A 23,608-nucleotide genomic window follows, 5' to 3' on the forward strand; every position below is an offset into this window, starting at 1 on the left:
ACTATCTCCCCATCCAACCGCCATCAACCAATAAAATACCGCCATTCATATAATCTGATGCAGCGGATGCTAAAAATACCGTAGGCCCTTTAAAGTCTTCAGGTGTACCCCAACGTCCTTGCGGAATACGCTCTAATATTGATTTAGAACGAACGGGATCATCTCTGAGAGCTTCAGTATTATCAGTGGCAATATACCCAGGAGCTATTGCATTTACATTGACGCCTTTGCCAGCCCATTCATTGGCAAGCGCCTTAGCCAGTTGCCCAATTGCGCCCTTACTCGCTGCGTAACCAGGAACAGTAATTCCACCCTGAAATGTGAGCAATGAAGCCGTAAAAATAATCTTCCCTTCACCACGTGCTACCATTTTTTTGCCGATTTCACGACTGAGGATAAACTGAGAGTTTAAGTTTATCTCCATGATTTTATCCCAGTATTCATCGCGATGTTCAATGGCTGGCTCACGCAATATCGAACCTGCATTATTCACAAGAATATCAATGGTGTCATGTTGGGCGTTAACTGTTTCCACAAATTGATACAGGCTTTTTCGGTCTGAAAAATCACACTGGTAGGCATAGAATTGACGACCTAAAGCGGTAACTTCAGATTCAACATCGGAACCTGACGCCGCTAAAGAAGCAGATACACCAATGATGTCAGCACCAGCTTCAGCTAAGGCAACCGCCATGGCTTTACCAATACCACGACTACAACCGGTCACTAAGGCCAGCTTGCCAGTTAAATCGAATTTACTTAGTACATTATTTTGCATGATGCTTCCTTTACTCTACTGCACATGACACAAGTGCTTTCATTCCTGTTGGGTTGTTATCCATATTCTCGAATGCATTACTGATATGGCTTAACTTGCTCACAGAGGTAATAAATGGCGCCAGATCTATGCTACCTGAAGCAACTAAATCAATTGCCATATCGAAATCTGCGTGTTCGTAAACTCTCGCACCGAGTAACTCGAGTTCTTTCCAAAAAAATTGAAACAAATCGACTTGTGGTTTTTGTGCATGTATTGCGACCATACATATACGGCCACGAACTGAGGCGATATCGACCATTGCATCAACTGCAGGTTGTACCCCAGAAACTTCAAACACCACATCAGCCCCTTTACCTTGCGTCCATGTATCTACAAAATCCTTAAGATCTTGCTCAATAGGGTTCACCGTTGGAATAGCAAACTTATTAGAAAAATCACGACGGCTTTCATTTGGCTCAGAAATAATCACTTCTGCCCCAACTGATTTTGCAACTAAAGCAACTAGCTGGCCAATTGGCCCGCCACCAATAACAACGGCTTTTTCACCCGCAGTTAAACGTGAACGTGCGACATCATGGCAGGCAACAGACAAAGGCTCTATCAAAGCACCTTGTTGTAAGCTAACGTTTGCGGGCAGTTTATGTAAAGTGCGAGACTTTACAGTCCACGAGTTTTGAAAGGCGCCTGGTGTATCAATTCCCATAAATTTAAGGTTTTGACAAACATGCGAATGCCCTGCATCACAGGCTGGACATTCTCCGCACCAGTCTAATGGTCTCACTACAACACGCTCGCCAACCTCATACCCCGTAACATTTTTGCCAATTTCAGCAATGGTGCCTGAAATTTCATGGCCTATCGTGTGCGGCGGATTCACTCGAGTGTCCATTACACCATGGTATATGTGCATATCTGTGCCACAAATACCAACATAGCCTACGTTTAAACGTACCTCATCATCACCAGGACTAATTGCTTGTGATTCAACAACTCTAAACGATTTATTACCTATATATTGAGCAGCTTGCATAATCTTGACCTTATGAGCTCATTTTTAAATGAGGAGTTAATAATGCATCATCAAAAACAACGCCAGTACCTGGAATATCAGGTGCGACTGCTTTGCCATTAATGATTTTTAAAGGGGTTGTGGTGTATTCATCAATTGGAAACGAATGTACTTCGAGGTAACCAGAATGTGGCTGCGAGGCAAGTAAACTAACGTGTAATTCATGCATACCATGGCTACACACTGGAATGTTATTAGCGTATGCCAGTTGCGCCACCATTAAAAAGCCTGTTATGCCGCCAATATTTGAGGCGTCAGGTTGCAAAAAACCTAACTTAGATTGCGAAATTGCATAGGTAAACTCATGAATGGTATGTAGGTTTTCACCCATAGCCAATGGAATATCAATAGCATCTGCAATATCTGCATAGCCTAAATAGTCATCTGGAATTGTTGGCTCTTCAAACCACTTAATATCGCAATGGGCAATTGCATTAGCAAAACGAATAGCTTGCTCTTTGGTCATCGAATAATTTGCATCAACCATGAAGATACGATCAGGTCCAATTAATTCCCGTACAGCTTCAACACGTCTGACGTCTTCTTTGTAATCGCTTTTACCGACTTTAATTTTTACCGCTTCAAAGCCACGATCTAAATAAGTTTGAATATTGCTCAGTAACTTTTGATGGTCAAAATTAAGATCAATGCCACCAGCGTAGCAATTAACTTGGTTACTCACGCCACCAGCAACTTTCCACAAAGGTAAACCTAGGTTTTTACATTTAATGTCCCACAGTGCAATATCTACAGCAGAAATAGCAAAGCTTAATAACCCACCTCGGCCAACATAGTGAAAGTGCCATTGAAGCTCATCCCATATCGCCATAATATCTGACGCATCTTTACCTATGAGTAATGGCTTCATTTCATCATTTAGTAAAGAATAGATAGCTCTTCCGCCCTTGCCTCCTGTATAAGTGTATCCCACGCCCTCTATACCATTCGACGTTTTAATGCGTGTTAAAATCAACTCAAAATGAGTGTGATCACCATGCTTAGCATCAGACAAGACTTCAGCCAAAGGGACTTGATAGTACTCAACCTTAACCGACTCAATCTTATTGGCTTCCTTTGTCATTGACTCACCTTTAAATGAAGCTTAAAAACAGTTTATTGTTAACAATCTACACAAGAGGTTTTTAAATGTAAAGTAATTGTTAGCGCTAATTTGTTTATTGAGTCAAACTCAAGTTTGCAAAAATCGAGTGTTCTACCTGTTTAAATTATCTGACGATGACAGCGGTTACATGGCCTAATATCCAACACTTACCATTTAAGTGACAATTGACACTATGTTTAATTTTGTCAGTATCGCTGTTAACTAAGCTGTTTCCTGAGCGCTTTTCGATATTGATTTGGTGTCTTTGAGAAGTAGCGTTTAAACATAGAAATAAAATGAGATGGGTTTGAAAAGTTAAGATCGTAACTTATTTGGGTAATGCTTTTTTCACTTTGTCCTAACCAACGTGCGCTGGTATACAGCTTATGCTGTACAACAAACTGCGAGTAGTTACAGTTAAAGGTGCGTTTAAACATTCTAGAAAAGTACGAGGTAGAAATGTGACACATTGCTGCGGCTTCAACTAAAGTAAGCTCTACCACATCTTGTTCTCTAAATAAGCTTAAAATAGGACTGAGTTTTTTGTACGAGGCGTCGGTCACTAAAGCACGCTCCGCATTGGGTAAAACCGCTTTACCTTGGGCGACAAGCCAAATAATGATTAATTTTAATAAAGTTGCACTTTTTACGCTGTATGGGTCGTCTAAATAGCTTTGCTCTAGCCAATTAACTTGTTGTTGAATGCTTTGCCAATCTTGCTGACTAAAACGTAGTTGTAAACCACGCCTTAGTATCGCCTCTTCATACAGCAAGCCATTATCAATTAAAAATTGCGGCATAAACTGGATAATACACCAAGCTTTTGCATGCTCCGTTAACTCATAGTCATGGGTCTCTAGTGCTGGGGTAAATATCACATCGCCTTTTTGGATCGCTGACTGACCTTGTGAGTGATAGTACATTCCTTGCACATCTTCAAAAATAATAAACTCATGAACTTGATGAAAATGCATCATACATGCATACACTTCATTTCGTTGGTAAGCCACACGATGAACTTCAAATTGATATCCCGGTTTAATGGAAATTGGTTCGCAATGTATGCCTGCTTTATTACGCGTGTGCATTTGACTCCCTGTTTTATCTGGCTAAATAGATCGAACTATTCAACAAATGTCCTGCACACATAAGTGCAAATATCTAACAGTTTTTATCTTATACACATTTATCATTGTTAACAATTAACTAAAAATACTTAGTGCATATTACAAGGATAAAATATGAATACAGCTATTCCAGCTTCCCGTGATAATGCAAGGTTTGACCCTCATGGGTTAATCATTGGTCAGGGGGAGTTCACTTATCGAGTTAATACTCAATGGAATAAAATGACCGCTTCACAGTTACCTATTGAGAACTGCCATGACTTAGCGTTTGACTCACAAGGCAGAATTATTATGGTCAGCGATCATCCGCAAAATAATATTATTATTTACAATAAAGACGGCAAATTAATTGATGCTTGGGGCGGACAATTTCCGGGAGCTCATGCAATAAAGATAAACCATGAAAATGGTGAAGACTTTTTATATGTTGTTGATTGTGGCTGGGTCATTAACCGTCAATGGACGCCAACCAATGGCTTAGAAAGAGTGATCCCTCAGACTGGTTTTATTGCCAAACTGACGTTAACAGGGCAAGTCGTTTATACCATTAGCCATCCTCAAACCATTGGCGTTTATCAGCCTAACCAAGCCTTTCGTCCCACTGATATCGCGATCGCTGATAATGGCGATTTATATATTACTGACGGCTATGGCTCTGATTATGTACTGCAATATGACAGCAATGGTCAGTTTATTCGGTATTGGGGCGGACATGATAATCTTGATACACGTCTAAATTTACAAAACACCCATGGCATTGCCATTGATAAGCGACTCGTATCAAGCTCTCCTACTGATGCTTCTCCGACACTGCTGATAAGTTCTAGGGCTGAGCATGCATTAAAACAATATTCTCTATCTGGAGATTACCTTAATACGATCAGTGTTCCAGGCGCCTATATAGGCGGACCCGTTTTTAAGGGAGAGCATTTTTTCGCGCCTGTATGTTGGTCACATATTAATGGTACAAATGCAGATAACTCAGGTTTCATCAGTGTATTTGATAAACACAATCAAGTCGTCGCTAATCTTGGCGGTGCTCAGCCTGAGTATGTAAACGGTGAACTTCAACCTATGCATACCAGCTGGGATGTGTTTCGTCATTGTCATGGCTTATGTATCGACGATGATGACAATATTTATGTTGGACAATGGAATGCAAATCAAAGTTTTCCAATACAATTAGTCAGAGTGTAATAACCGTTTTAAAGGTTTAACGAAAACATTTTTGATTTTATAAAAAACGATTAATGACACTCTCGTTAAAATAGGTCGGCATCGCTTTTTACAAGCGGTGTACCGGTTTTGACTGAGTTTAACTTAGTTTAGGTTCGCGCTGACTTAGTCGCTGACGTAATTGCAGAGATAGGATCTGTATTAACTATTATCCCAGTCCGCCGCTCCTAGTTTTTCAACTAAAAAGTCAATAAATACCCTCACCTTAGCGCTTAACGCATTGGCCTTAGGGTATACCAGCCATATAGCAGTATGATCATCGACGTTATAATCGGGCAATATTCTAATCAAGCTTCCTTGCTTTATATCTTCAGCAACGCTCCAATAAGAATTCATTGATATCCCAGCTCCTGCCACAGTCGCTAACTTCATACTGGTACCGTCATCGCAATTCAATCTAATTCTGCCATTTACCGGCGGAAATACATATTCGTTCTGGTCGTCTTGTGCGGCACTAATCAGTTTACGGCCTTTAGCATCTTTAAATACAATTAACTGATGGTCTACTAAATCTTTGGGCGTGTCTAATGTGCCATGCGCCGCGATATAGTCGGGTGATGCACATAAAATACGTTGGTCATCGGCTAACTTGCGTGCTCTTAAGCCACTGTCTTTCGCCTCTGTGTTTCTTAGCGCTAAGTCTATGCCATGCTCTATCAGATTCACTTCAGTATCACTCAACCTCAGCTCTAAATCTAACTCTGGATACTTAGCTAAAAACTCAGGTAGAACCGGTAAAATATACAATTGTGCAAAGGTATTTGATGCGGTAAATCTTAGTAGCCCTTTCACTTCATTAATTTCACTGCCAATGGCAGCCATGGCTGCATCTTGCTGTACTAAAATCTCTTTCGCATATGGCAAGAAGCCTTCGCCTTCTGTTGATAACGACACTTTCCTTGTAGAGCGATGTAATAGGTCTGTACCTAATTGATTCTCAAGTTTTGATAACCTTGCAGACGCAATGGCTGGGGATATTCCTAAGGTTCTGCCAGCAGCACTAATACTCAATGACTCTGCAACCTTAACAAATAGACGTAAGCTCTCTGTGTCCATATTTATTTGTTCCTATTTAACCTTCTTCTACAACTCGCCATATGACAGCTGCCCATCCCAAACTTTTATTCTTAAATGACCGATTAAGCAAATACAACACCAAATAGCCCTAATTTAGTTAATAGAAATACTAAATTCTCTTTATCAATAATTCGGATTCACTTAGCTGAGTCAATCGCCTACTTTTTATGAATGTGAACCAGATGATAACCAAGTGTTATTCAGCCACATAATTCATTCATGCTAGGACATTACAAGGACATCAACAATGGAATATAAGCACTTTACAACTTTTAATGTGAAAAAAGACAATGGAATTGCATGGGTTACTATCGATTTTCCCCCTGTGAATGTTCAAGGGCAAGAGATGCTAGCAGATTTAAACAGTTTAGCGTTGCGTCTTGAACGTGATAGAGAAATAAAAGTCGTGGTGTTTCAATCTGCTCATCCTGAAATTTGGGTATGTCATTACGATACCAACTTACTTAGAGACATGTCTAAGGATGCTGTATCGCGTGACGAAGCGAAATTACTCGATCTACAATCTGTATTAGAACGTATCAGTCGTTTACCACAAGCAACCATCGCGAAATTAGAAGGCTTTGCTCGTGGTGGCGGTCATGAGTTTGCATTAGCTTGTGATATGCGTTTTGCTGCCCGCGGCAAATACAAGTTTATGCAAATGGAAGTTGGCATGGGTATTTTGCCTTGTGGTGGTGGCGCTTCTCGAATGGCAAGACAAGCAGGACTTGGCAGAGCCCTTGAAATCATTCTTAGCGCACGTGATTTTACTGCAGATGAAGCAGAAGCATACGGCACTATCAATAAAGCGCTTGAGCCAGATGAGATAGGTGAATACGTAGAAAATCTTGCAAGACGTATTGCACAGTTTCCTGCAGAGTCTATCAATGCATGTAAGCAAACTGTGTATGAGTCTATTGATAAACCGATTGAAGACGCACTCAAGGCCGAAGCTTATTGGTTATATCAAGCAACCAGTAAAACTTCTGCAATTACACGATTTACTTGGGCTGATGAACAAGGCGCACAGTTTGACATTGATAACCAACGTAACTGGGAGCAACTTGTTATTAATGTCCAAGAAGTGAATGACTAAACAATGACTCAATAATAGATGTACTAACAAAAAGGTTCAGCTTATGCTGAACCTTTTTTATCTTTGGTTAAGGCGACTTTCGTTTAAAAAGTGTAATCCACTTTAATCCAAGCTGTCCGACCTGGTTCATTAACTTGAAACAATGGTTCACTGCCAGGAATATCATTGCCTGCACCTGAGCGACTAATATGTTCTGCGTAGGTTAGATCAAACAGGTTCTCAACACCAAAGCTGACTAATAGGTCATCATGCTTCCACGATCCATTTACCGACAAGGTGCCAAAGCCACTACTTTCACCCAAATCTTGGCCCGATATATTACCTTGTCCTACTGCAACTCTATCTTGCGCTGCAACAAGACGCCAAAATAGTCCAGCAGTCCAATTATTCGATTCATAGTTAACTGATATACGCCCTTCTAATGGCGAGATTTGTCCAAGAGGTGTATCAGCGGTGTCATTGTCGCCATGGCTGTAGCTAACCGTCGTTTGTGCAGACCATTGTTCATTAAAGGGGTACATTACACCAAGTTCACCACCCCAAATGGTCGCATCAACATTGTAGGCAGATGTTTTAGCCCCATTTGAATCAATTAAAATATAATCGTCGACCTTGCCATAATAAAATGCCGTCGAGATTTCATAATCATTTTGATATATCCAACCGACATCAAGCTGGGTTGTTTTTTCAGGTTCTAAATCAAATGCCTTAATGGCCATATTGCTATCATCAGCTTTCATAAACTCCCAGTAATCAGGAATGCGCTCAGCGCGTCCAACACCTGCATAGTACTGACTGTGACCAGACATGTGCTCGTAACGAATAAAACCACTGACAAGATCATCCTCTCGCTGACCTTTTTGTCCCACGTGTAACTCGGTATCCCATTGATCCAATCTTAACCCTGTTAAAATTTTTCCTTGGCTTGTCGCATAACTGATATGGTAATTGGCTTCAACAAACACGCCGATATTCTCATAGCTCATGTTTTTGTTAAAAGGCTTAGCCAATAGATCATCAAGGCCATTATCCAACTCTTTGTCTATGCTTCTGCCTTCATGTGCACTGTCCATATAATCGATACCGATTTGGGTTTCCCACTTATCACTCAACGCTAGATCCAACCAAAGATGCCCTCCTGTAGTCTCACGGCGCACATTGGTACCAGCATTTACTCCTTGATCAAATTGATCCATGATGTGATCGTTTTCATTGGAATAAAATTGAAATTCGACGTTGTTTAACCATGATGAGTTAATGTCTCGTTTCGCCAAAAGTGTTAGGTTTTCATTGTCAATTTGGCGTGCTTTATTTGCTCTGTCTGCATATTCAGCTTCACCACTTGAACTGCCATAGGCCAATTCAACAACGGTATCTTCATCTGGTGTCCATCCAAGCGCCACATTGACATTACTGCGATCATAACTTGATTGTATTGTGTTTCCATCGCCATCTTCATAGTGATCGCTTTTGGATTTATTCATATCAAAGTCAATATAATGCGTCTCAGTGCCAGCTTTCATTTCAACCAAATAGTCTTTTCGGCCAAAGCTGCCGCCTGTCATACTCAATCGGCCTTCCATGTCTTTTTCTACAAAGCTATGGCGCTCTTTTTCAAATAAAACGGTTCCGGCTGAGCCCACTGGACCATATTTAACCGTTTGCGGTCCTTTAATGACAGTAATGGCGTCATAGGCTTCAGGATAAATATATGCGGTTGGAGGATCCATACGGCCACCGCAGGTACCGTAAACATGTTGGCCGTCATCAACAATACTGACCCGTGATCCCCCCATTCCTCGCAAAGAAGGGTCGCCACCAGCGCCGCCCTTACGACTAATGCTAAAGCCTGGTATCGTTTTCAAGAAACCTGCGCCATCGTATGCAGGTAAAGGTAAGCGAGGTTTTTTGGGATCGGTAGTAACCTTAGATGGCTCTTTCATTAATTCACCCGTGACAACGATATAATCATCGCATTGTTCACCATCACAGGTCTTTGTAGTATGATCTGCTATTGCCAAGTTTGGCGTTAAAGATGCCGCAATCAGCGCAGCTAAAATTGAAGTATTAAATTTCATTACAACGTCCATTTATTATTTATCTATGAACGTTTTCGCAGATTAATTCGCTTTGCTCAATCAGAAGCGTAGACAGTGCGACAATCTGTCACAGGCTAATTTGATGCGAATCACACTACTGATTTTAAAGTGCTTTTATTTGATATCGTTGCCGCAAAAAATATCCTTAAAAGAGATATGAATCTGGCATGATTTAATTGCTTACATTCACTAGATAAATACAGTCTTATCCCCACTTTATTTATTCGTAATCGCTTATTTAGTCATGTTGAAATAGCGGTTTAATTTTCATCCCGATATTTATATAATTACGATTATTTTTTAAGCCCATTGAGCCCATGGAAGGTATTCATTGAAAAAGCTATTTGTGTTGTTGGTCCTTTACGCCGCTTACCAACACTGGAATCAATCACCGGTCGAGCCTATCCGTGCCACCTATGCCGCCAGTAATGAAGTTATTATGTATGCAACAGCTTGGTGCAAGTACTGCCAAAAGGCACGTATCTTTTTTGACGATAATGGCATTGCTTATCAAGAGTTTGATATTGAGAAATCTTTCGCTGCTAATGAACGTTATCAAGCATTAAACGGCCAAGGGATCCCTTTATTGCAAGTTAATGGCACGCTTATCAGGGGCTTTAATCAGGATAAAATAGTCTCTTCACTGCATTAACAATTTACTTAGCACCTTGTTAAATAAGGGCATTGCTAAATAAATATACCCGGTCACCAATTGTGGTGACCGGGTATATTTTTATTCGTATGGTCATTGCTACCGATATTGATGAAAAACCATTAACTAGTTATTACTAGCATAGTGAACACACTGGTTTTGCACTGCTGTGGTTTTTAATAACTGAGTGAATTGCGCCTTGTTGCCATCGGCTTTTTGCTCTTTTATTAAGGTTTCCATATGCGTAGCTTGGCTCACAACCTTTTCCATCGCAATTTGCCTTGCTTGTTGTTCTGTCTGACCTGTTAATACTAATTGCTCAACTAGGTTAGAATAGTTCTCGTAAACCATGCCTTTATAAAAGTCTGCTTCTGACGCTAACGGTGTATGCGAGTAAATTATTGAGCAGCTTACAGCGCTATCGATATTGGCAATAGATTGGTCTATTTGAATGACCACAGATTGCTGAGTTGAAAAACTGGCATTAGCAGCCACTGAAAATAAACTGAATGCAATAAATGCAGTAATCGTTTTTAACTTTTTCATACTCACTCCGATTTAATCAATTATGTGCCCGGTTAATTGACACTATCTTATCCATCTCACTAACTCATTAGTTACCATTTCGCGCCTCATTGAGACAAAGAACAACTAGAAGGCACATATTTCATATTATTAAGCGACAGTAAATAATCATTATCTGACTGTTATAGTAATGAATTTTGCTAAACCTAAGCTGAACAGAAAGTTAACTTCTCAAGCTGGCAGTATTTTCTACAACTTGACCTGTTTATTTATCAAGTCGCTATACCTATTACTCACTTATCAATATGACCTCTGTCGCTCATAGCTAAAGTCCGTTCACAAAACGCACGCTTCGTTCAAAAAGCCGCCAAAACTAGATAAATTATTGCCAATTTTACGGGGAGCACTATAATACTGTATAAATATACAGTTATTTTTTGTGATGTGAGATTTATGAATGTGATCCCTATTTTTGCCAGTGCTGGCATTACAGGTTTTGAGTCCCCAGCTGCTGAATATCGACAGCTACCACTCAGTTTAGATGAGCTACTGATTGAACACCCAAGCGCAACATTTATTGGTCAAGCCAGCGGCGACTCAATGGAAAAGATAGGGATTTTTGATAAAGACATTTTGATAGTCGATCGTCATGTTACTGTGGAAAATCACGATGTTATTGTGGCGAATTATAATGGCTGCTTCGTCTGCAAATTAATTGATACTCAGCGGCGATTATTGTTATCAGCGAATGACAATCACCATAGTGTACTGATTCAAGAACATGACAGCTTTACTGTTGAAGGTGTGGTGATCCGTTCAATACGTTGTCATCGTCAAAGTCCAATATTGTCGGGTCGTTAACCCATGTATGCCTTAGTCGATGCCAACTCTTTTTATTGCAGCGCAGAGCAAGTGTTTAGGCCTGAATGGCGTGGACGCCCTATTGTTGTCCTATCCAATAATGACGGCTGTATTGTCGCGGCCAACCGTCAAGCTAAAGCATTAGGCATTGGTAAATTTGGCCCTTACTTTGAAGTTAAACATCAATGTGAAAAACTAGGGATTATTGCACTTTCTTCTAATTATGAGCTTTATGCCTCTTTGTCTCATAACATGATGGATGTCATTGGTCGCTTCGCCCCCGAACAGCACATATACAGTATTGATGAATCTTTTCTCTCTTTTAAGCGTAGTTACCCAGCAATTCCATGTTTAAGCCATCACGCCTCTCTTATTCGCAGAGCGGTATGGAAAGAAACGCGTTTAGCGGTTTGTGTTGGCATTGGCGAAACCTTAACACTCGCTAAAGTAGCCAACCACGCAGCCAAAAAGCTTGCTGGGTATGACGGTGTTTGCTGCATCGAGTCCGATGAAGAGCGCCGCGCTATTCTAGCAAACATGAAAGCCACCGATGTCTGGGGGATCGGCTCAAGAATAGGTAAGAAACTCCAGGCAATGGGGATTCATACTGCTTTAGCATTAGCGAACTTACAGCCTGGAATCGCCCGTAAAAATTTTAGTATTGAAATAGAACGTACGGTGCGAGAGCTCAATGGCGAGCAATGTAAAGGATGGGATAGCGCAAGAGCTGATAAGCAGCAAATTTTTTCCACCCGCAGTGTTGGCCAGCGGATCACTGATAGAGAATCTTTGCTGCAAGCCCTGAGTAAACATGCAGCCATCGCTGCCGCCAAAGCAAGGCTGCAAGGTTCAGCAGCCAGTAGTCTCCTTATTTTTGCCAAAAACTCTCCATACGATGAGCAACCTTCCGGTTTTAAATACCATTATCGTTGTGCATTTCCGACCAATGACACATGCGAACTCATTAGTTATGCAACAGCCATAGGGAGTCAGTTATTTAATCCAAATACACGGTATTATAAAATTGGCATTGGTCTTATTGACCTTTCTCCGGTACAGCATTTACAGGGAGATTTATTTACTCCAGCCAAAGATCCGACACTCATGCAGGTTTGCGATAAGCTTAACCAGCGCTATGGCACTGACTCAATATTTGTTGCCGCCCAAGGGATTACTGGAAAATGGCATATGCGCAGAGAACTACTGACCCCACAATACACAACCTGTTGGCAAGATATCCCAAAGGTCAGTTGTCGTTAAGTGAGTGTTTAAATGAAATGTTGAAAAACAATTAAGAAGTAACGTGAGTAGTTATTAAAACGGGATAATATACAGCGACCACAAACCCGGCAGGCGCAACAAATAACAAACAAAGCCATTACCCATCAAAAACAAACCTTACACCTTTGAAGCACACTAAATCAGAAAACAACTATTTTTAGGCTGAATATTGAGGCTAAAGCTGAAAACCTCGTTCAGATCAAATTAATACTGCTGAAAATATAGACAATACGCCCTTCGATTTTTTAGTGAGTATCATCTGCGTGTCTGAGTTTGCGTTTAATCAACTGTTCTTTGTGCAATTACTAGGCTTCATTTCAATGGCTATCGGCTGGTGGGCAAATAGCCAAAAACAAGATTGCAAATTTATTCATAGCAATATGCTCGCATCCATTCTTACAGCCATTCATTTAGGTTTACTAGGCAGCTTTCTTGGAATGGCGAATCAACTTGTAAATGTGGTTCGATTCCGTTGTTGCCAGCAACTCGGCCATACAAAGAAATCGGAATTCGTGCCATTAATGATGAGTGTCACCTTCGCTACTGCAGCGATTTTACAGGGAGTAATGTGGGCAGAACATTGGAGTGAATGGTGCGCCGTTTTTGCCGCAGTGGTAATGAGTATAAGTCTATTTTATTGTAAAGGAATGGCACTTCGCGCCGCTATGCTAGTGAGTAATGCATTGAACTTAATGCTTTCAATATATTTGATGTCATGGTCTGGAATTTTATATCAAGTGATGACAATAACAATTCTAGCTCAAAGTGTGTTTCAGCAATACAAGCAAATTAAATTGGCGACTAATAATGACACCATTTCCTCAAATCAAGCGTTAAGTCAATAAGGTGTTATTTGTTTTAACGCTCTAGGGAATCTTATTGTAAGCACGCTAAGTGATACACATAAAACACATAAAAAAGGGAGCCAAAGCTCCCTTTTATATTTCCGCAATTATCTATTACTTCTTATTACAAAGCGCTTAGGTAAGCTTTAAGGGCTTTAAGTCTGACTGTTGCAGCGCCAATAATATCCATGAAGCCTAAGAAACTCGCTGGCTTTTCTGCCGATATCCAGCCTGAACCTGTCGCGCCAATCGGGATTGAATAGCCTTCTGGCTCTTCAAATTCAATAACCACTGTACGCCCATGACTTCCAGCGTTATTACCAACATGTTGCCTGACTTGCTGAGTTCCTGCTAATGGGCTGATCATCGACTCACCTGTACCTGAAGTCACACTGTGCACTCGACCTCGAAATATCTCACCAGGAAAAGCATCAACGTAAAACTCGGCAAATTGGCCAGGCTTAATATAACGATACGATTGATCTGCAATTCGCATTTCTAAAAACTTCTTAGAGGTATCATAAAGGTGCATGTTACCAATACGACTGCCTACTGCCACATTCGTAATAGAAAGTTGACCGTCAAATTGAGCTCTAATTTCACGACGTTCATCATTCCACTGAGCAGAACCAATCTGTGCATCAAACGAGCGTAACTGCGCACGATGAGTTTCAAGCTCAGCAACCACTGATGCGATTTCAGCTTCCGTAGATTGTATTTTTGCTTCTAAGTCATCTCGTGTCATTTCACTGGCATAATCACGTAAGTCTGTGACACGAACAAAGTTGCGTTTGTCATTGTTAAGCGTCACTTCTAGCGCTTCCATACGCAGTTTAAGTGCTTCTTTCTTAGCAAGCTCAGCAGCTTTTTGCGCTTTTAACGATCTGATTTCTTTTTCACTGTCGACTGACACCAATTTGTAAATCAAATCGCCTTTTTTAACCATTTGGTTATGAGTAACAAAAATCTCTTCGATTTCTTGACCAAACAAAGGACTAAGCACTGCATGAGGAGCTTTAACCGTTGAGCTGTCAGTTAAGTCTGCTGGGGACCAAAAACGATGAGCCGTAAATAGAATGAAGGCAATAAAGAACCCTAAACCAACTGAGCGAACAGCATTCGCTAGATTCCACTGTATAACACCAAGTTTAACCAGTAACCAAATGATTAATACATAAGGGAGCATAATCTCTTTCATTTACTTATCTCCTTTAATGCCGTTGCTGATAATGCTTGAAAGTCTATTGGCAAGTACATCCCAACGACCAAATGCAATGATTATGGCAAGAACCCACCAGGCTTTATCGATGAATAATCCACACAGTGACAAAGCAAATACAATTTGCGTGTGTGCACTCGACATGGCTTCAGCCTTGTGTACTGCAACTTCATGCAATCGCCAAAATAAAAGTAATGTGTAGCAAATGATCGAGACGGTCACGACAAACACAAACCCCATAAATAACTCAGAATCCAGAAGCGCTAAAATGGATGGATAGCCATTAACAAAGTAACTTTCGGGTAATGATTTCCCATGAATAGCTGTTAATAATGAAAACAGATAACTCAACAAACCGATTGTTGCTACGGCGATAATGAACCACATACTTTTTTTAGCAATAACAAGCGCTATGCTTGGTTTTTCTTCTGGAATGGTGGCAAGTTCGTGCTGTTCTGACATGTATTCTCCAAGGGGTAATAAGATAACTAAATGGAATATTAACAACCTCTATATGTAAATTTGGAATAAGGCATATTCCATATGTACAAATTAGCGAATGCCACTACTGTGTTTGATGTTTTAATGATGTAATATGAAATTAAGATGTTCTTATTTATCGGTATATTATGGATCTTAATGCACTTAATGTGTTTATTACCCTGTATAAATCAGGTTCAACCCAACGTGCTGCCAAACTACTTGGACGATCACAGTCGTTTGTTTCAAAAGTACTTGCACAATTACGTGAAGAACTAAACGACCCTTTGTTTATCCGAACAGCAAACGGTCTGCAGCCCACCAGTTACGCCGATAAAATTGCGCCTAAGATTCAAAGCTCAATAGAACAAATCAATATTGCTTTAGAGCCTGAATATTTTGATCCCAAAAACCTGCAATACATCACAGTCCATATCGGAGAGCCATTAGCGGTGATGATGGGTAAAGCGTTAATCGAAACCATTCGCCGTGAAACCAACGCAGTAATTGAATTAAGGCAATGGCGTAAAACCAGTAATGATGGTTTGATTGAAGGCTCAATCGATATTGGTATACAAACACTGAAAGATCGCCCCCAGCAGCTATATCAGAAAAAAATAGCTTCAGGTTATGGATCATTAGGTGGAAATTTAGAGGGTGAGTTCGTTAAGTTAATCGTCGATGACTTAAACGAATATGTAGAGCTATATCGTGCCTTTGATGAGAAACGAAACCCTACTATAATTGTAGATAACTATATGGTTCAGCAGGAATTATTGAAAAATAATTACTCGTATCAATTTAATTTAGAATCGAACGGTGCACATAAGAATTTGGCCGTTGACTTAGCTATCATTACCAGTGCAGCAAGAAGACATGAAGCAAAAATTGTCTGGCTGTCTGAACTTTGTCAAAAAGTGATATTAGAAGCGGTAAATAATAAAAACAAAATTTAACGCCTAATCGCCATTCAGCTTTAGGGTTACGTTAGTCAATAAATTCGATAGTGAGGCAATATGAGTCAACGAAGTATTCACACCTTGTTTAAGCCTAAATCAATCGCTGTCATAGGTGCCTCCAATACCGAAAAACGTGCTGGTCGAGTATTAATGAAAAACTTACTCGGAAGCGGTTTTTCTGGACCGATAATGCCTGTCACCCCAAAATATGACGCTGTTATGGGCGTTTTGGCTTACCCTAATATTGAATCCTTACCGATAAAACCTGATCTTGCCATTATCTGTACTAGGGCAAGCAGAGTACCTAATATCGTTGAAACCTTAGCCCAATTCGGCTGTAAAGTCGTCATCATCATGGCTTCTGGCATGGCTGATGAATATGATGAAAATGGCGAAAGTTTACTTTCAGTCACATTACAAAATGCGAAACGGTTTGGCATGCGCATATTAGGCTCCAATAGCCTAGGTATGATCATCCCTACAATAGGGTTAAATGCAAGTTTAGCCCACAGTGGTGCTAAAAAAGGTAAAATAGCCTTTGTCTCTCAGTCCGCTGCAATATGTACCACTGTACTGGATTGGGCCAACAATAAAGATATTGGCTTTTCATCATTTATCTCCCTTGGTGATGCGACAGATATTGATTTTGACGAATTACTCGATTATTTAGGACGAGATAGCCGTACCAGTGCCATCATGCTCTATATCGACTCTATCAGTGAAAAAAGACACTTTCTTTCCGCGGCGCGAGCCGCTGCACGTAATAAACCAATATTTGTGATTAAGTCAGGACGCAGCCAAGAAGGCATAAAAGCAGCCATGCTTCATACTGGAGGCATGGGAGGCAATGATGCTGTATATGAAGCCGCGTTTAGACGTGCGGGTATGTTAAGAGTTAATGACTTAATTGAATTATTTGCCGCAGTTGAAAGTTTAGCTCATTCAACCCCGCTTAAAGGTGAGCGTGTTGCGATCATCAGTAATGGCGGAGGCCCTGCAGTCCTTGCTGCAGATGAGTTAATTATTAAAGGTGGCAAGCTTGCCAAGCTATCGCCTGAAACAGTCGATAAGCTGAACACATTATTACCCACAACATGGTCAGGCCAAAACCCCATAGATATTGTTGGCGATGCCAATAGCAAGCGGTACACTCAGGTGTTAGAAGTCTTGATGGATAGTCAAGAAATGGATGCTATTTTAGTACTACATTCGCCGTCTGCATTAGAAGAAAGCGATGAAATCGCACAAAGTTTAGTAACAACAATCAGCAATCATACAAACCGCAATAAATTAAACATCTTAACTAACTGGAGTGGTGAAGACTCTGCCTATGTGGCAAGAAAGATCTTTAATAAAGCGGGAATTCCAACTTATCGAACACCTGAAGGCGCAGTGAAAGCCTTTATGCATATGGTTGAGTATCGTCGTAACCAACGATTACTCCAAGAGGTACCTCAATCTATTCCTGATAATATTCCTGCAAATGTTAATGTGGCTCGTGGATTACTGCAAAAGGCGCAGCAAGAACAAAGATTCATATTAGAAACCCATGAAACACGCGATATTTTAAAAGCTTATGGGCTTAACACCATTAAAACCTGTTTTGCTGACAATGCTGAATCAGCCGTCAAATTAGCCAATGACGTGGGTTATCCAGTGGCATTGAAAGTACAATCACCGGATCTCATGTATAAGTCAGATGTTCATGGTGTCATGCTAAACCTAACTAACGATGATGAGGTCCGTCAAGCAGCGCAGTCTATTGTTAGCCGTGTTAAAGAAATCAATCCTGATGCCAAAATTGATGGCATGATAGTGCAGAAAATGGCACTGACAGCAGGCGCACAAGAAGTCAGAGTGTCAGTGATTAATGACCCTGTTTTTGGCCCTGCTATTTGTTTAGGTGAAGGAGGCTCTGAGTGGGATCCCACCCGTGATGCCGCAGTTGCCCTACCACCTTTAAATATGACACTCGCTCGTTATATGGTTATTCAGGCGTTAAAATCCAATAAACTGCGCGATCGGCATCTTCCACTCGGTCTAGATATGCATGCACTATGTGTCATGCTTACGCAAATTTCACATTTAATCATTGATTGCCCAGAAATCGCTTCACTGGATTTGAACCCTGTATTAGCGGCAGGTGAAACCATTACCTTACTTGATGTAAACATGAAGCTAAATAGTATGGATATTGATCCAAAAACACGTTTAGCCATCATGCCTTACCCTAAAGAGCTTGAACAAACCGCGATACTAAAAAATGGTCAAGAGGTCATGCTAAGACCAATATTACCCGAGGATGAACCAAAGCATTTAGCCTTTGATAACTCATTAAGTGACGAAGACCGCTATAAACGTTACTTTGGGGTGCGCTCACGTATGACCCATGAAGAAATGGCAGTGCTAACTCAAATCGATTACGCTCGAGAAATGGCCTTTATTGCAACCGCAATGGATGAAAATGGAGAATCAATAACCTTGGGGGCTGTTAGAGCATCAACAGATCCTGATAATACAGAAGCAGAGTTTGCTATGGCCGTCAGAGGCGACTATCAAGGTATTGGTCTTGGCAGATTATTACTTGAAAAACTTGTGAATTATTACAAGGATTCAGATACCCCAGTCCTTGCTGGTTTTACAATGTTTGAAAATCGCAGTATGGCGAATTTAGCGAAAAACCTAGGCTTTACCGTGTCTTTTGATATGGAGGAGCATTTAATAAAAATGCATATGGCACTTAAGCCTGAAAATGATAAAACATAGAAGACAATAAAACCTGGGCGATGAACCAGTTAATGCTTTGCTCTTGTCTGTTTAGCACCAAGTAAAGACCGGCTATCACTAGTTGATCGCAAGAGATCGCTAGTGATAGCAAAATAATCGCTTAGAAACTGCCGAAAGCGTGCTAAAAGAATCCAAGCTTAAACGCCTGCATACAGTTAACCTTTTACACAATTCCTTCCTGATGACTTAGCTTGATAAAGCATGTCATCTGCACGTTTTAATAACGTTTCTGAGTCATCACCAGGTTGAATATTAGCAAGACCAATAGACACGGTAATATGGCCTAACTGCTGTTTGTTTTCTTTTCCTATGGTGAGCTGCCTCATAGCAATACGTTCACGGATACTCTCTGCTACTGTCATCGCATCTTTAAATTCAGTGTTAGGAAGCATAACCACGAACTCTTCCCCGCCGTAACGAGCAACAAAATCATTTCCTTTAACGGATTGCTTTAAAGCAAAGCCAACAAAAGCCAATACCTTGTCACCAACTAAGTGTCCGTGCGTATCATTAAAAGTCTTAAAGTGGTCAATATCTACCATTAACAAACAACATGGAATTTGGCTTTGAGTAAATAAGCTCACTTGCTCAGTTGAAAATATTTCATAAGCTCGGCGGTTATTTAATGAGGTTAACTCATCTGTCATCGCCACTTTGCTTAAATTATCCATGTCCATTTTTAATTGAGTTAATTCATCACCTAAGGTTGCTAAGTCTGCTTTCATTGAATGATTTAAGCTAACGACCTTTTCGACTTCAGCACTGATGTTATTCACTAATGTATTGAGTAATTGTGGCGTAGGTTCAGACTGTAATTCATGACTAAACTCAGATAAGTGAGTAGAAAAGTCATCTGTGCCAGTTGAGATTTGGCCCATTTTATTCAGCAAGCTGTTAATTAAGATTTGAGTTTCTATCTGAACATTCTCAATCACCTCTGGAGATTGCTCTTGAATAAAATTATTGTAAAGACCTTGATTCACTGACGCAGTAAACTCAACTTCGTTAGCCAATAAACCGTCAATAGCACGTTTTAAACTGAGGTTGGTTTCAGCATAATATTGATACCAAATAGCATAGTTTTCAGGCGTAACAGGAATATTTAGCGCTGACATTTGTGGAACAGCCATGCGTAAAATTTGCGCTGAGTTTTCAAGGTTAGTATTCAATTTAACATCCTATGTCATTAGTGTCTTACATACTTAAATGTGAACCGACATCCTAGCAAGTGCGCTTTATTTTGACGCTATATGCTGCATATTAATAAAATTAATATCATACTTAACAGCCTAATCCAACATAAAAGATATTGAAAATTAAGACTATTTATTCAACCATAACATTATAAAAAGCAGAGAGTGAAACGTTATTGAAAAAAAATTGAAAAAATAAAACCCTTTTTCAAAAAGCATCCGTTTATATCAATAACAATCGAATCAATCTATCGTATTACATTAGCATTTTAGAGGTGAGAATCCATATGAAAAATATTCTGAATACTACATTAAAAAGTCTAACTAAACTTTCTGCACTCAGTTTATTAACAGCCATGACTTTCTCGGCAGCTGCAACAAGTCCAGTACCAAATCAATTTGAGAAACCACAAATGATAACCACCTATAAATATAGTCAGGACAATTACCAAGTGGTTGACGCCGCAAAAATGTTTCCTAAACCTTCAGCGAATCAAGTACAACACATACTGTCTTTAGACACGCTTGAGAATGAAGCAGACTATAAAATTGAGATACAAATCGGTCAAAATAAGCTGGTGGATTGTAATCGCCATCATTTATCAGGCAAATTAGACAAAATTAGCTTACAAGGTTGGGGTTATCAATATTATAGCGTTGAGCAACTCACTGACGGTCCAACAACTATGATGATGTGCCCAGATCCTAAAACCATGAAATTCGTCACTATGGGCAAAAGTTTGATGATTGATTATGACAGCAGACTGCCAAAGGTATTCTATTTACCTGAAGGTGCTGAACTACGTTATCGAGTTTGGCAAGTTAAAGACACTTATCAATTTGCAGGGCAATAATCGACTCTGTGATGGTTACTTTAATTTATATAAGCTTAGCGTCATATATGTTTTAAGTCAGGAGCTGTATGACAGGCTACGATGCTATGTTGTTAAAATCGTTTGACACGAACAACTTGCATCACTTCAATCGAAAAGCCTGCAAGCATCTTTTCTTCTTTATAATACGTTAAACTAACGAATTGATCTTTTAGCGACTTATATTTTTTAGGTCGCTTAAAAGTGAAAGCCACGTCATAACCGTCGATCATTAAAGTATGTAATACCCATTCGTCTTTATCGCGTTGGGTGTGCGAAACAACTTTTACCCCCCTCAAGGTGGTTTAATTTTTCATGTTTTTTGAGCAAACCATCAACGGCTTTATTCTTCATATTGGCTTCTTTTAAGATTAACGACGCTCTTCAATAAGCTGAATGATTTCTTGATAACGATACTCGCCACAATAGCCAAATCCTGGTAATTGTTTCACTCGTATACGAGCGAATATTGGCAATGTCATACCAGCAAGAAATTTAGCTTTTACAGCAGTAGAGATACTTGAGTGCCCTTTTGCGTTCATATGCAACACAAATTCAGATAGATACTGCTCAACGTTCGCTAACTGATTTAACGCTATATGACTTTTTTGCGGCAAAATCGCAACTTCACCACGACAAACGCTACAATGTCCACACTGCTGCGGGGCTCTATTATCATCAAAATAATGGTTCAAACGAGCTGTGATACACGTCTTTGATTCGAAAAAATTTAACAACTGATTAAGACGTGAGATTTCTTTTACTTCATTGCTTTGAAAATATTGAGAGAGTTGAGCAACAAGATCTGCTTGAACTAGCCTACTGCTGTTAACTTCAAAAACTTGGGTAATTTTTTTAGTTTCAAGAAGAATCATCTGCTTGTCAGCCAAATAATCTAATGCAGCAACAACTCGTTGTCTTTCAGCACCAAACTCTTGATAAAGAGAGTCAAAATTTAACTGGCCCCATATTTTTTTAAAGTGAGTATGGGCAAAAATTTGAGTTAAAAATGCTTGTCTTGATTCATCAAACTGCGCTAAGACAGCCGCTTTATCTTGAACAAATTGATATTTAAATTCAGCAAAGTAAGCAAAGCTAGGTTTTAACACATTCGCCAACTCAAGTTGTACAAGCAAGGTCTTTAACGGTAAAAGCTTTATATTGGTACTGGTTGAAATAGCAGACTCTTGCATTTCCCACTGACCATTATCAGTTTCTTGGCTAATATGTTGGATAAGCTTTTGTATTGCACTAGCTTCAGGCGTGTCGCCATAAACAAAATTCTCGATGGTATTCAAACCATCTTTGTTAGCTAAAGTGACACAATGAGACAGCTGGCCATCTCGCCCTGCTCGTCCAATCTCTTGGCTGTAATTTTCAATAGACTTTGGCAAATCGTAGTGAATGACAAATCGAATATCGCTTTTGTCTATTCCCATACCAAATGCAATTGTCGCGACAATAATCGGGATTTGACCTGTCATAAATTGCTGTTGGATCCGATGGCGGGTTTCAGCATCTAACCCTGCATGGTATGCAGTACAATTAACTCCCTGTGAGCGTAGATACAGCGCCACATCTTCTGCCGTTTTTTGCAACGTCACATAAATAATCCCAGCACCTTGATGATGGTGAATGGCATTCAATAATTCAATGTTTTTATCTTGTTCTAATGTTGCCTTAACACTGATATCAAGATTGGGTCGATAAAACCCCGTCTGTACAATTTGCTCCGCTGAAATAGCAAAGTGTTTAGCAATATCCTGTTTGACTTTAGCCGTTGCCGTAGCGGTAAGTAACAATACCTGAGGGATAGCAAAGGATTGGCAGTAAACCGGTATTTTTAAGTAGTCAGGTCGAAAGTTATGACCCCACTCAGAAATACAGTGCGCCTCATCAACCACTAATAAAGAAATCTGAATAGAAGCGAGAAATTGTCTAAAACGTTCATTTTTGAATCGTTCAACTGATACCATTAAAATTTTAGTATGGCCACTTCGAACGTCTCGCATCACTTGCTGACTTTGATCGTAACTCTGACTCGAATCAATACTGGCGGCATTGATCCCTTTATCCTTGAGGAAAGCAATTTGATCTTTCATTAATGCTAATAAAGGTGAGATAACCAAAGTAACGTTAGCTAGCTGTAAGGCACTAAATTGATAACACAAAGATTTACCAGAGCCAGTAGGGAAAATAGCTAAAGAGGAACGTCCTAAAAGGATATGTTCAATAACAGCTTGTTGTCCTTCACGAAATCCATCAAACCCAAATTGTTGTTTAAGTTGCTGATGTAGAAATTCACTATCAGCGGCTTGTAAAACTTGAGTTGAGTCATGCATAGGAT

20 protein-coding genes and 1 pseudogene are annotated in these 23,608 nt (G+C 40.0%); 9 read left to right on the top strand and 12 right to left on the bottom strand.

Annotation, left to right across the window (positions count from 1 at the left end):
• Window position 1 precedes the first annotated feature (1 nt).
• From J8L86_RS03255 to J8L86_RS03270, 4 genes are all read right to left on the bottom strand, one after another.
• Window positions 2–778, bottom strand: a complete 777-nt coding sequence (locus J8L86_RS03255) for an SDR family oxidoreductase (protein WP_065108058.1) — start codon at window positions 776–778, stop codon at window positions 2–4.
• Window positions 779–788: 10 nt separating this feature from the next.
• Window positions 789–1,811 (bottom strand): alcohol dehydrogenase catalytic domain-containing protein, encoded by a 1,023-nt coding sequence (locus J8L86_RS03260; RefSeq protein ID WP_211028688.1) that lies wholly within the window; start codon window positions 1,809–1,811, stop codon window positions 789–791.
• Between the two features lie 10 nt (window positions 1,812–1,821).
• Window positions 1,822–2,931: a mandelate racemase/muconate lactonizing enzyme family protein gene (locus tag J8L86_RS03265; RefSeq protein ID WP_211028689.1), complete on the bottom strand. Its 1,110-nt coding sequence runs from the start codon at window positions 2,929–2,931 to the stop codon at window positions 1,822–1,824.
• 239 nt (window positions 2,932–3,170) lie between these two features.
• A complete protein-coding gene (locus J8L86_RS03270; RefSeq protein ID WP_211028690.1) occupies window positions 3,171–4,040 on the bottom strand; it encodes an AraC family transcriptional regulator in 870 nt (289 codons plus the stop codon).
• A gap of 153 nt (window positions 4,041–4,193) precedes the next feature.
• Between J8L86_RS03270 and J8L86_RS03275 the strand changes: the two genes are divergently transcribed.
• The gene (locus J8L86_RS03275; RefSeq protein WP_055024544.1) at window positions 4,194–5,276 is read left to right on the top strand and encodes a hypothetical protein; all 1,083 of its coding nucleotides are present in this window, start codon (window positions 4,194–4,196) and stop codon (window positions 5,274–5,276) included.
• A gap of 180 nt (window positions 5,277–5,456) precedes the next feature.
• On the opposite strand, the gene J8L86_RS03280 is transcribed toward J8L86_RS03275, so the two are convergent.
• The gene (locus tag J8L86_RS03280; protein WP_065108055.1) at window positions 5,457–6,371 is read right to left on the bottom strand and encodes a LysR family transcriptional regulator; all 915 of its coding nucleotides are present in this window, start codon (window positions 6,369–6,371) and stop codon (window positions 5,457–5,459) included.
• 268 nt (window positions 6,372–6,639) lie between these two features.
• On the opposite strand from J8L86_RS03280, the gene J8L86_RS03285 reads away from it, so the two are divergent.
• Window positions 6,640–7,488 carry an enoyl-CoA hydratase/isomerase family protein gene (locus J8L86_RS03285; protein ID WP_211028691.1) on the top strand — a complete coding sequence of 283 codons (849 nt, stop codon included), beginning with the start codon at window positions 6,640–6,642 and terminating at the stop codon, window positions 7,486–7,488.
• Window positions 7,489–7,571: 83 nt separating this feature from the next.
• Here the strand turns inward: J8L86_RS03285 and J8L86_RS03290 are convergent, their stop codons facing one another.
• Window positions 7,572–9,566, bottom strand: a complete 1,995-nt coding sequence (locus J8L86_RS03290; protein WP_211028693.1) for a TonB-dependent copper receptor — start codon at window positions 9,564–9,566, stop codon at window positions 7,572–7,574.
• 352 nt (window positions 9,567–9,918) lie between these two features.
• Here J8L86_RS03290 and J8L86_RS03295 point away from each other — a divergent pair, with 352 nt between their 5' ends.
• On the top strand, window positions 9,919–10,239 hold the full coding sequence (locus J8L86_RS03295) for a glutaredoxin family protein (RefSeq protein ID WP_055024548.1): 321 nt from the start codon (window positions 9,919–9,921) through the stop codon (window positions 10,237–10,239).
• Window positions 10,240–10,365: 126 nt separating this feature from the next.
• Here the strand turns inward: J8L86_RS03295 and J8L86_RS03300 are convergent, their stop codons facing one another.
• The gene (locus tag J8L86_RS03300; RefSeq protein WP_055024549.1) at window positions 10,366–10,785 is read right to left on the bottom strand and encodes a hypothetical protein; all 420 of its coding nucleotides are present in this window, start codon (window positions 10,783–10,785) and stop codon (window positions 10,366–10,368) included.
• A 432-nt stretch (window positions 10,786–11,217) separates the two neighbouring features.
• On the opposite strand from J8L86_RS03300, the gene J8L86_RS03305 reads away from it, so the two are divergent.
• From J8L86_RS03305 to J8L86_RS03315, 3 genes are all read left to right on the top strand, one after another.
• Entirely contained in the window at window positions 11,218–11,625 is a 408-nt protein-coding gene (locus J8L86_RS03305) for a S24 family peptidase (RefSeq protein ID WP_065108052.1), read from the top strand.
• A gap of 3 nt (window positions 11,626–11,628) precedes the next feature.
• Entirely contained in the window at window positions 11,629–12,885 is a 1,257-nt protein-coding gene (locus J8L86_RS03310; RefSeq protein WP_065108051.1) for a Y-family DNA polymerase, read from the top strand.
• A gap of 284 nt (window positions 12,886–13,169) precedes the next feature.
• The gene (locus tag J8L86_RS03315; protein ID WP_348772639.1) at window positions 13,170–13,751 is read left to right on the top strand and encodes a YgjV family protein; all 582 of its coding nucleotides are present in this window, start codon (window positions 13,170–13,172) and stop codon (window positions 13,749–13,751) included.
• Window positions 13,752–13,875: 124 nt separating this feature from the next.
• Here J8L86_RS03315 and J8L86_RS03320 read toward each other — a convergent pair whose 3' ends face one another.
• A complete protein-coding gene (locus J8L86_RS03320) occupies window positions 13,876–14,949 on the bottom strand; it encodes an efflux RND transporter periplasmic adaptor subunit (protein ID WP_065108049.1) in 1,074 nt (357 codons plus the stop codon).
• The gene (locus tag J8L86_RS03325) at window positions 14,950–15,432 is read right to left on the bottom strand and encodes a magnesium transporter (protein ID WP_211028695.1); all 483 of its coding nucleotides are present in this window, start codon (window positions 15,430–15,432) and stop codon (window positions 14,950–14,952) included.
• Window positions 15,433–15,599: 167 nt separating this feature from the next.
• On the opposite strand from J8L86_RS03325, the gene J8L86_RS03330 reads away from it, so the two are divergent.
• A complete protein-coding gene (locus tag J8L86_RS03330; RefSeq protein ID WP_211028697.1) occupies window positions 15,600–16,406 on the top strand; it encodes a LysR family transcriptional regulator in 807 nt (268 codons plus the stop codon).
• Between the two features lie 60 nt (window positions 16,407–16,466).
• Window positions 16,467–19,175: a bifunctional acetate--CoA ligase family protein/GNAT family N-acetyltransferase gene (locus tag J8L86_RS03335; protein ID WP_065108046.1), complete on the top strand. Its 2,709-nt coding sequence runs from the start codon at window positions 16,467–16,469 to the stop codon at window positions 19,173–19,175.
• Window positions 19,176–19,351: 176 nt separating this feature from the next.
• Here J8L86_RS03335 and J8L86_RS03340 read toward each other — a convergent pair whose 3' ends face one another.
• Window positions 19,352–20,326 (bottom strand): GGDEF domain-containing protein, encoded by a 975-nt coding sequence (locus J8L86_RS03340; RefSeq protein WP_065108433.1) that lies wholly within the window; start codon window positions 20,324–20,326, stop codon window positions 19,352–19,354.
• A gap of 350 nt (window positions 20,327–20,676) precedes the next feature.
• Here J8L86_RS03340 and eco point away from each other — a divergent pair, with 350 nt between their 5' ends.
• On the top strand, window positions 20,677–21,243 hold the full coding sequence (eco, locus tag J8L86_RS03345) for a serine protease inhibitor ecotin (RefSeq protein ID WP_082972162.1): 567 nt from the start codon (window positions 20,677–20,679) through the stop codon (window positions 21,241–21,243).
• Between the two features lie 92 nt (window positions 21,244–21,335).
• Here the strand turns inward: eco and J8L86_RS21085 are convergent.
• Window positions 21,336–21,615, bottom strand: a pseudogene (locus tag J8L86_RS21085) (hypothetical protein).
• Between the two features lie 17 nt (window positions 21,616–21,632).
• Window positions 21,633–23,603, bottom strand: a complete 1,971-nt coding sequence (locus J8L86_RS03350) for a RecQ family ATP-dependent DNA helicase (protein WP_211029149.1) — start codon at window positions 23,601–23,603, stop codon at window positions 21,633–21,635.
• Between the last annotated feature and the right edge of the window lie 5 nt (window positions 23,604–23,608).

It is taken from the genome of Shewanella sp. MMG014, from assembly GCF_018100775.1.
Lineage (GTDB): Bacteria > Pseudomonadota > Gammaproteobacteria > Enterobacterales > Shewanellaceae > Shewanella > Shewanella japonica.

What these genes read in the sequence shown, in the direction of transcription:
- J8L86_RS03350 (WP_211029149.1), bottom strand. Translation starts at nt 23,603, where the DNA reads ATGCATGACTCAACTCAAGTTTTACAAGCCGCTGATAGTGAATTTCTA.
- J8L86_RS03300 (WP_055024549.1), bottom strand. Translation starts at nt 10,785, where the DNA reads ATGAAAAAGTTAAAAACGATTACTGCATTTATTGCATTCAGTTTATTT.
- eco (WP_082972162.1), top strand. Translation starts at nt 20,677, where the DNA reads ATGAAAAATATTCTGAATACTACATTAAAAAGTCTAACTAAACTTTCT.
- J8L86_RS03330 (WP_211028697.1), top strand. Translation starts at nt 15,600, where the DNA reads ATGGATCTTAATGCACTTAATGTGTTTATTACCCTGTATAAATCAGGT.
- J8L86_RS03325 (WP_211028695.1), bottom strand. Translation starts at nt 15,432, where the DNA reads ATGTCAGAACAGCACGAACTTGCCACCATTCCAGAAGAAAAACCAAGC.
- J8L86_RS03335 (WP_065108046.1), top strand. Translation starts at nt 16,467, where the DNA reads ATGAGTCAACGAAGTATTCACACCTTGTTTAAGCCTAAATCAATCGCT.
- J8L86_RS03305 (WP_065108052.1), top strand. Translation starts at nt 11,218, where the DNA reads ATGAATGTGATCCCTATTTTTGCCAGTGCTGGCATTACAGGTTTTGAG.
- J8L86_RS03310 (WP_065108051.1), top strand. Translation starts at nt 11,629, where the DNA reads ATGTATGCCTTAGTCGATGCCAACTCTTTTTATTGCAGCGCAGAGCAA.
- J8L86_RS03290 (WP_211028693.1), bottom strand. Translation starts at nt 9,566, where the DNA reads ATGAAATTTAATACTTCAATTTTAGCTGCGCTGATTGCGGCATCTTTA.
- J8L86_RS03270 (WP_211028690.1), bottom strand. Translation starts at nt 4,040, where the DNA reads ATGCACACGCGTAATAAAGCAGGCATACATTGCGAACCAATTTCCATT.
- J8L86_RS03275 (WP_055024544.1), top strand. Translation starts at nt 4,194, where the DNA reads ATGAATACAGCTATTCCAGCTTCCCGTGATAATGCAAGGTTTGACCCT.
- J8L86_RS03280 (WP_065108055.1), bottom strand. Translation starts at nt 6,371, where the DNA reads ATGGACACAGAGAGCTTACGTCTATTTGTTAAGGTTGCAGAGTCATTG.
- J8L86_RS03260 (WP_211028688.1), bottom strand. Translation starts at nt 1,811, where the DNA reads ATGCAAGCTGCTCAATATATAGGTAATAAATCGTTTAGAGTTGTTGAA.
- J8L86_RS03320 (WP_065108049.1), bottom strand. Translation starts at nt 14,949, where the DNA reads ATGAAAGAGATTATGCTCCCTTATGTATTAATCATTTGGTTACTGGTT.
- J8L86_RS03285 (WP_211028691.1), top strand. Translation starts at nt 6,640, where the DNA reads ATGGAATATAAGCACTTTACAACTTTTAATGTGAAAAAAGACAATGGA.
- J8L86_RS03265 (WP_211028689.1), bottom strand. Translation starts at nt 2,931, where the DNA reads ATGACAAAGGAAGCCAATAAGATTGAGTCGGTTAAGGTTGAGTACTAT.
- J8L86_RS03340 (WP_065108433.1), bottom strand. Translation starts at nt 20,326, where the DNA reads ATGGCTGTTCCACAAATGTCAGCGCTAAATATTCCTGTTACGCCTGAA.
- J8L86_RS03255 (WP_065108058.1), bottom strand. Translation starts at nt 778, where the DNA reads ATGCAAAATAATGTACTAAGTAAATTCGATTTAACTGGCAAGCTGGCC.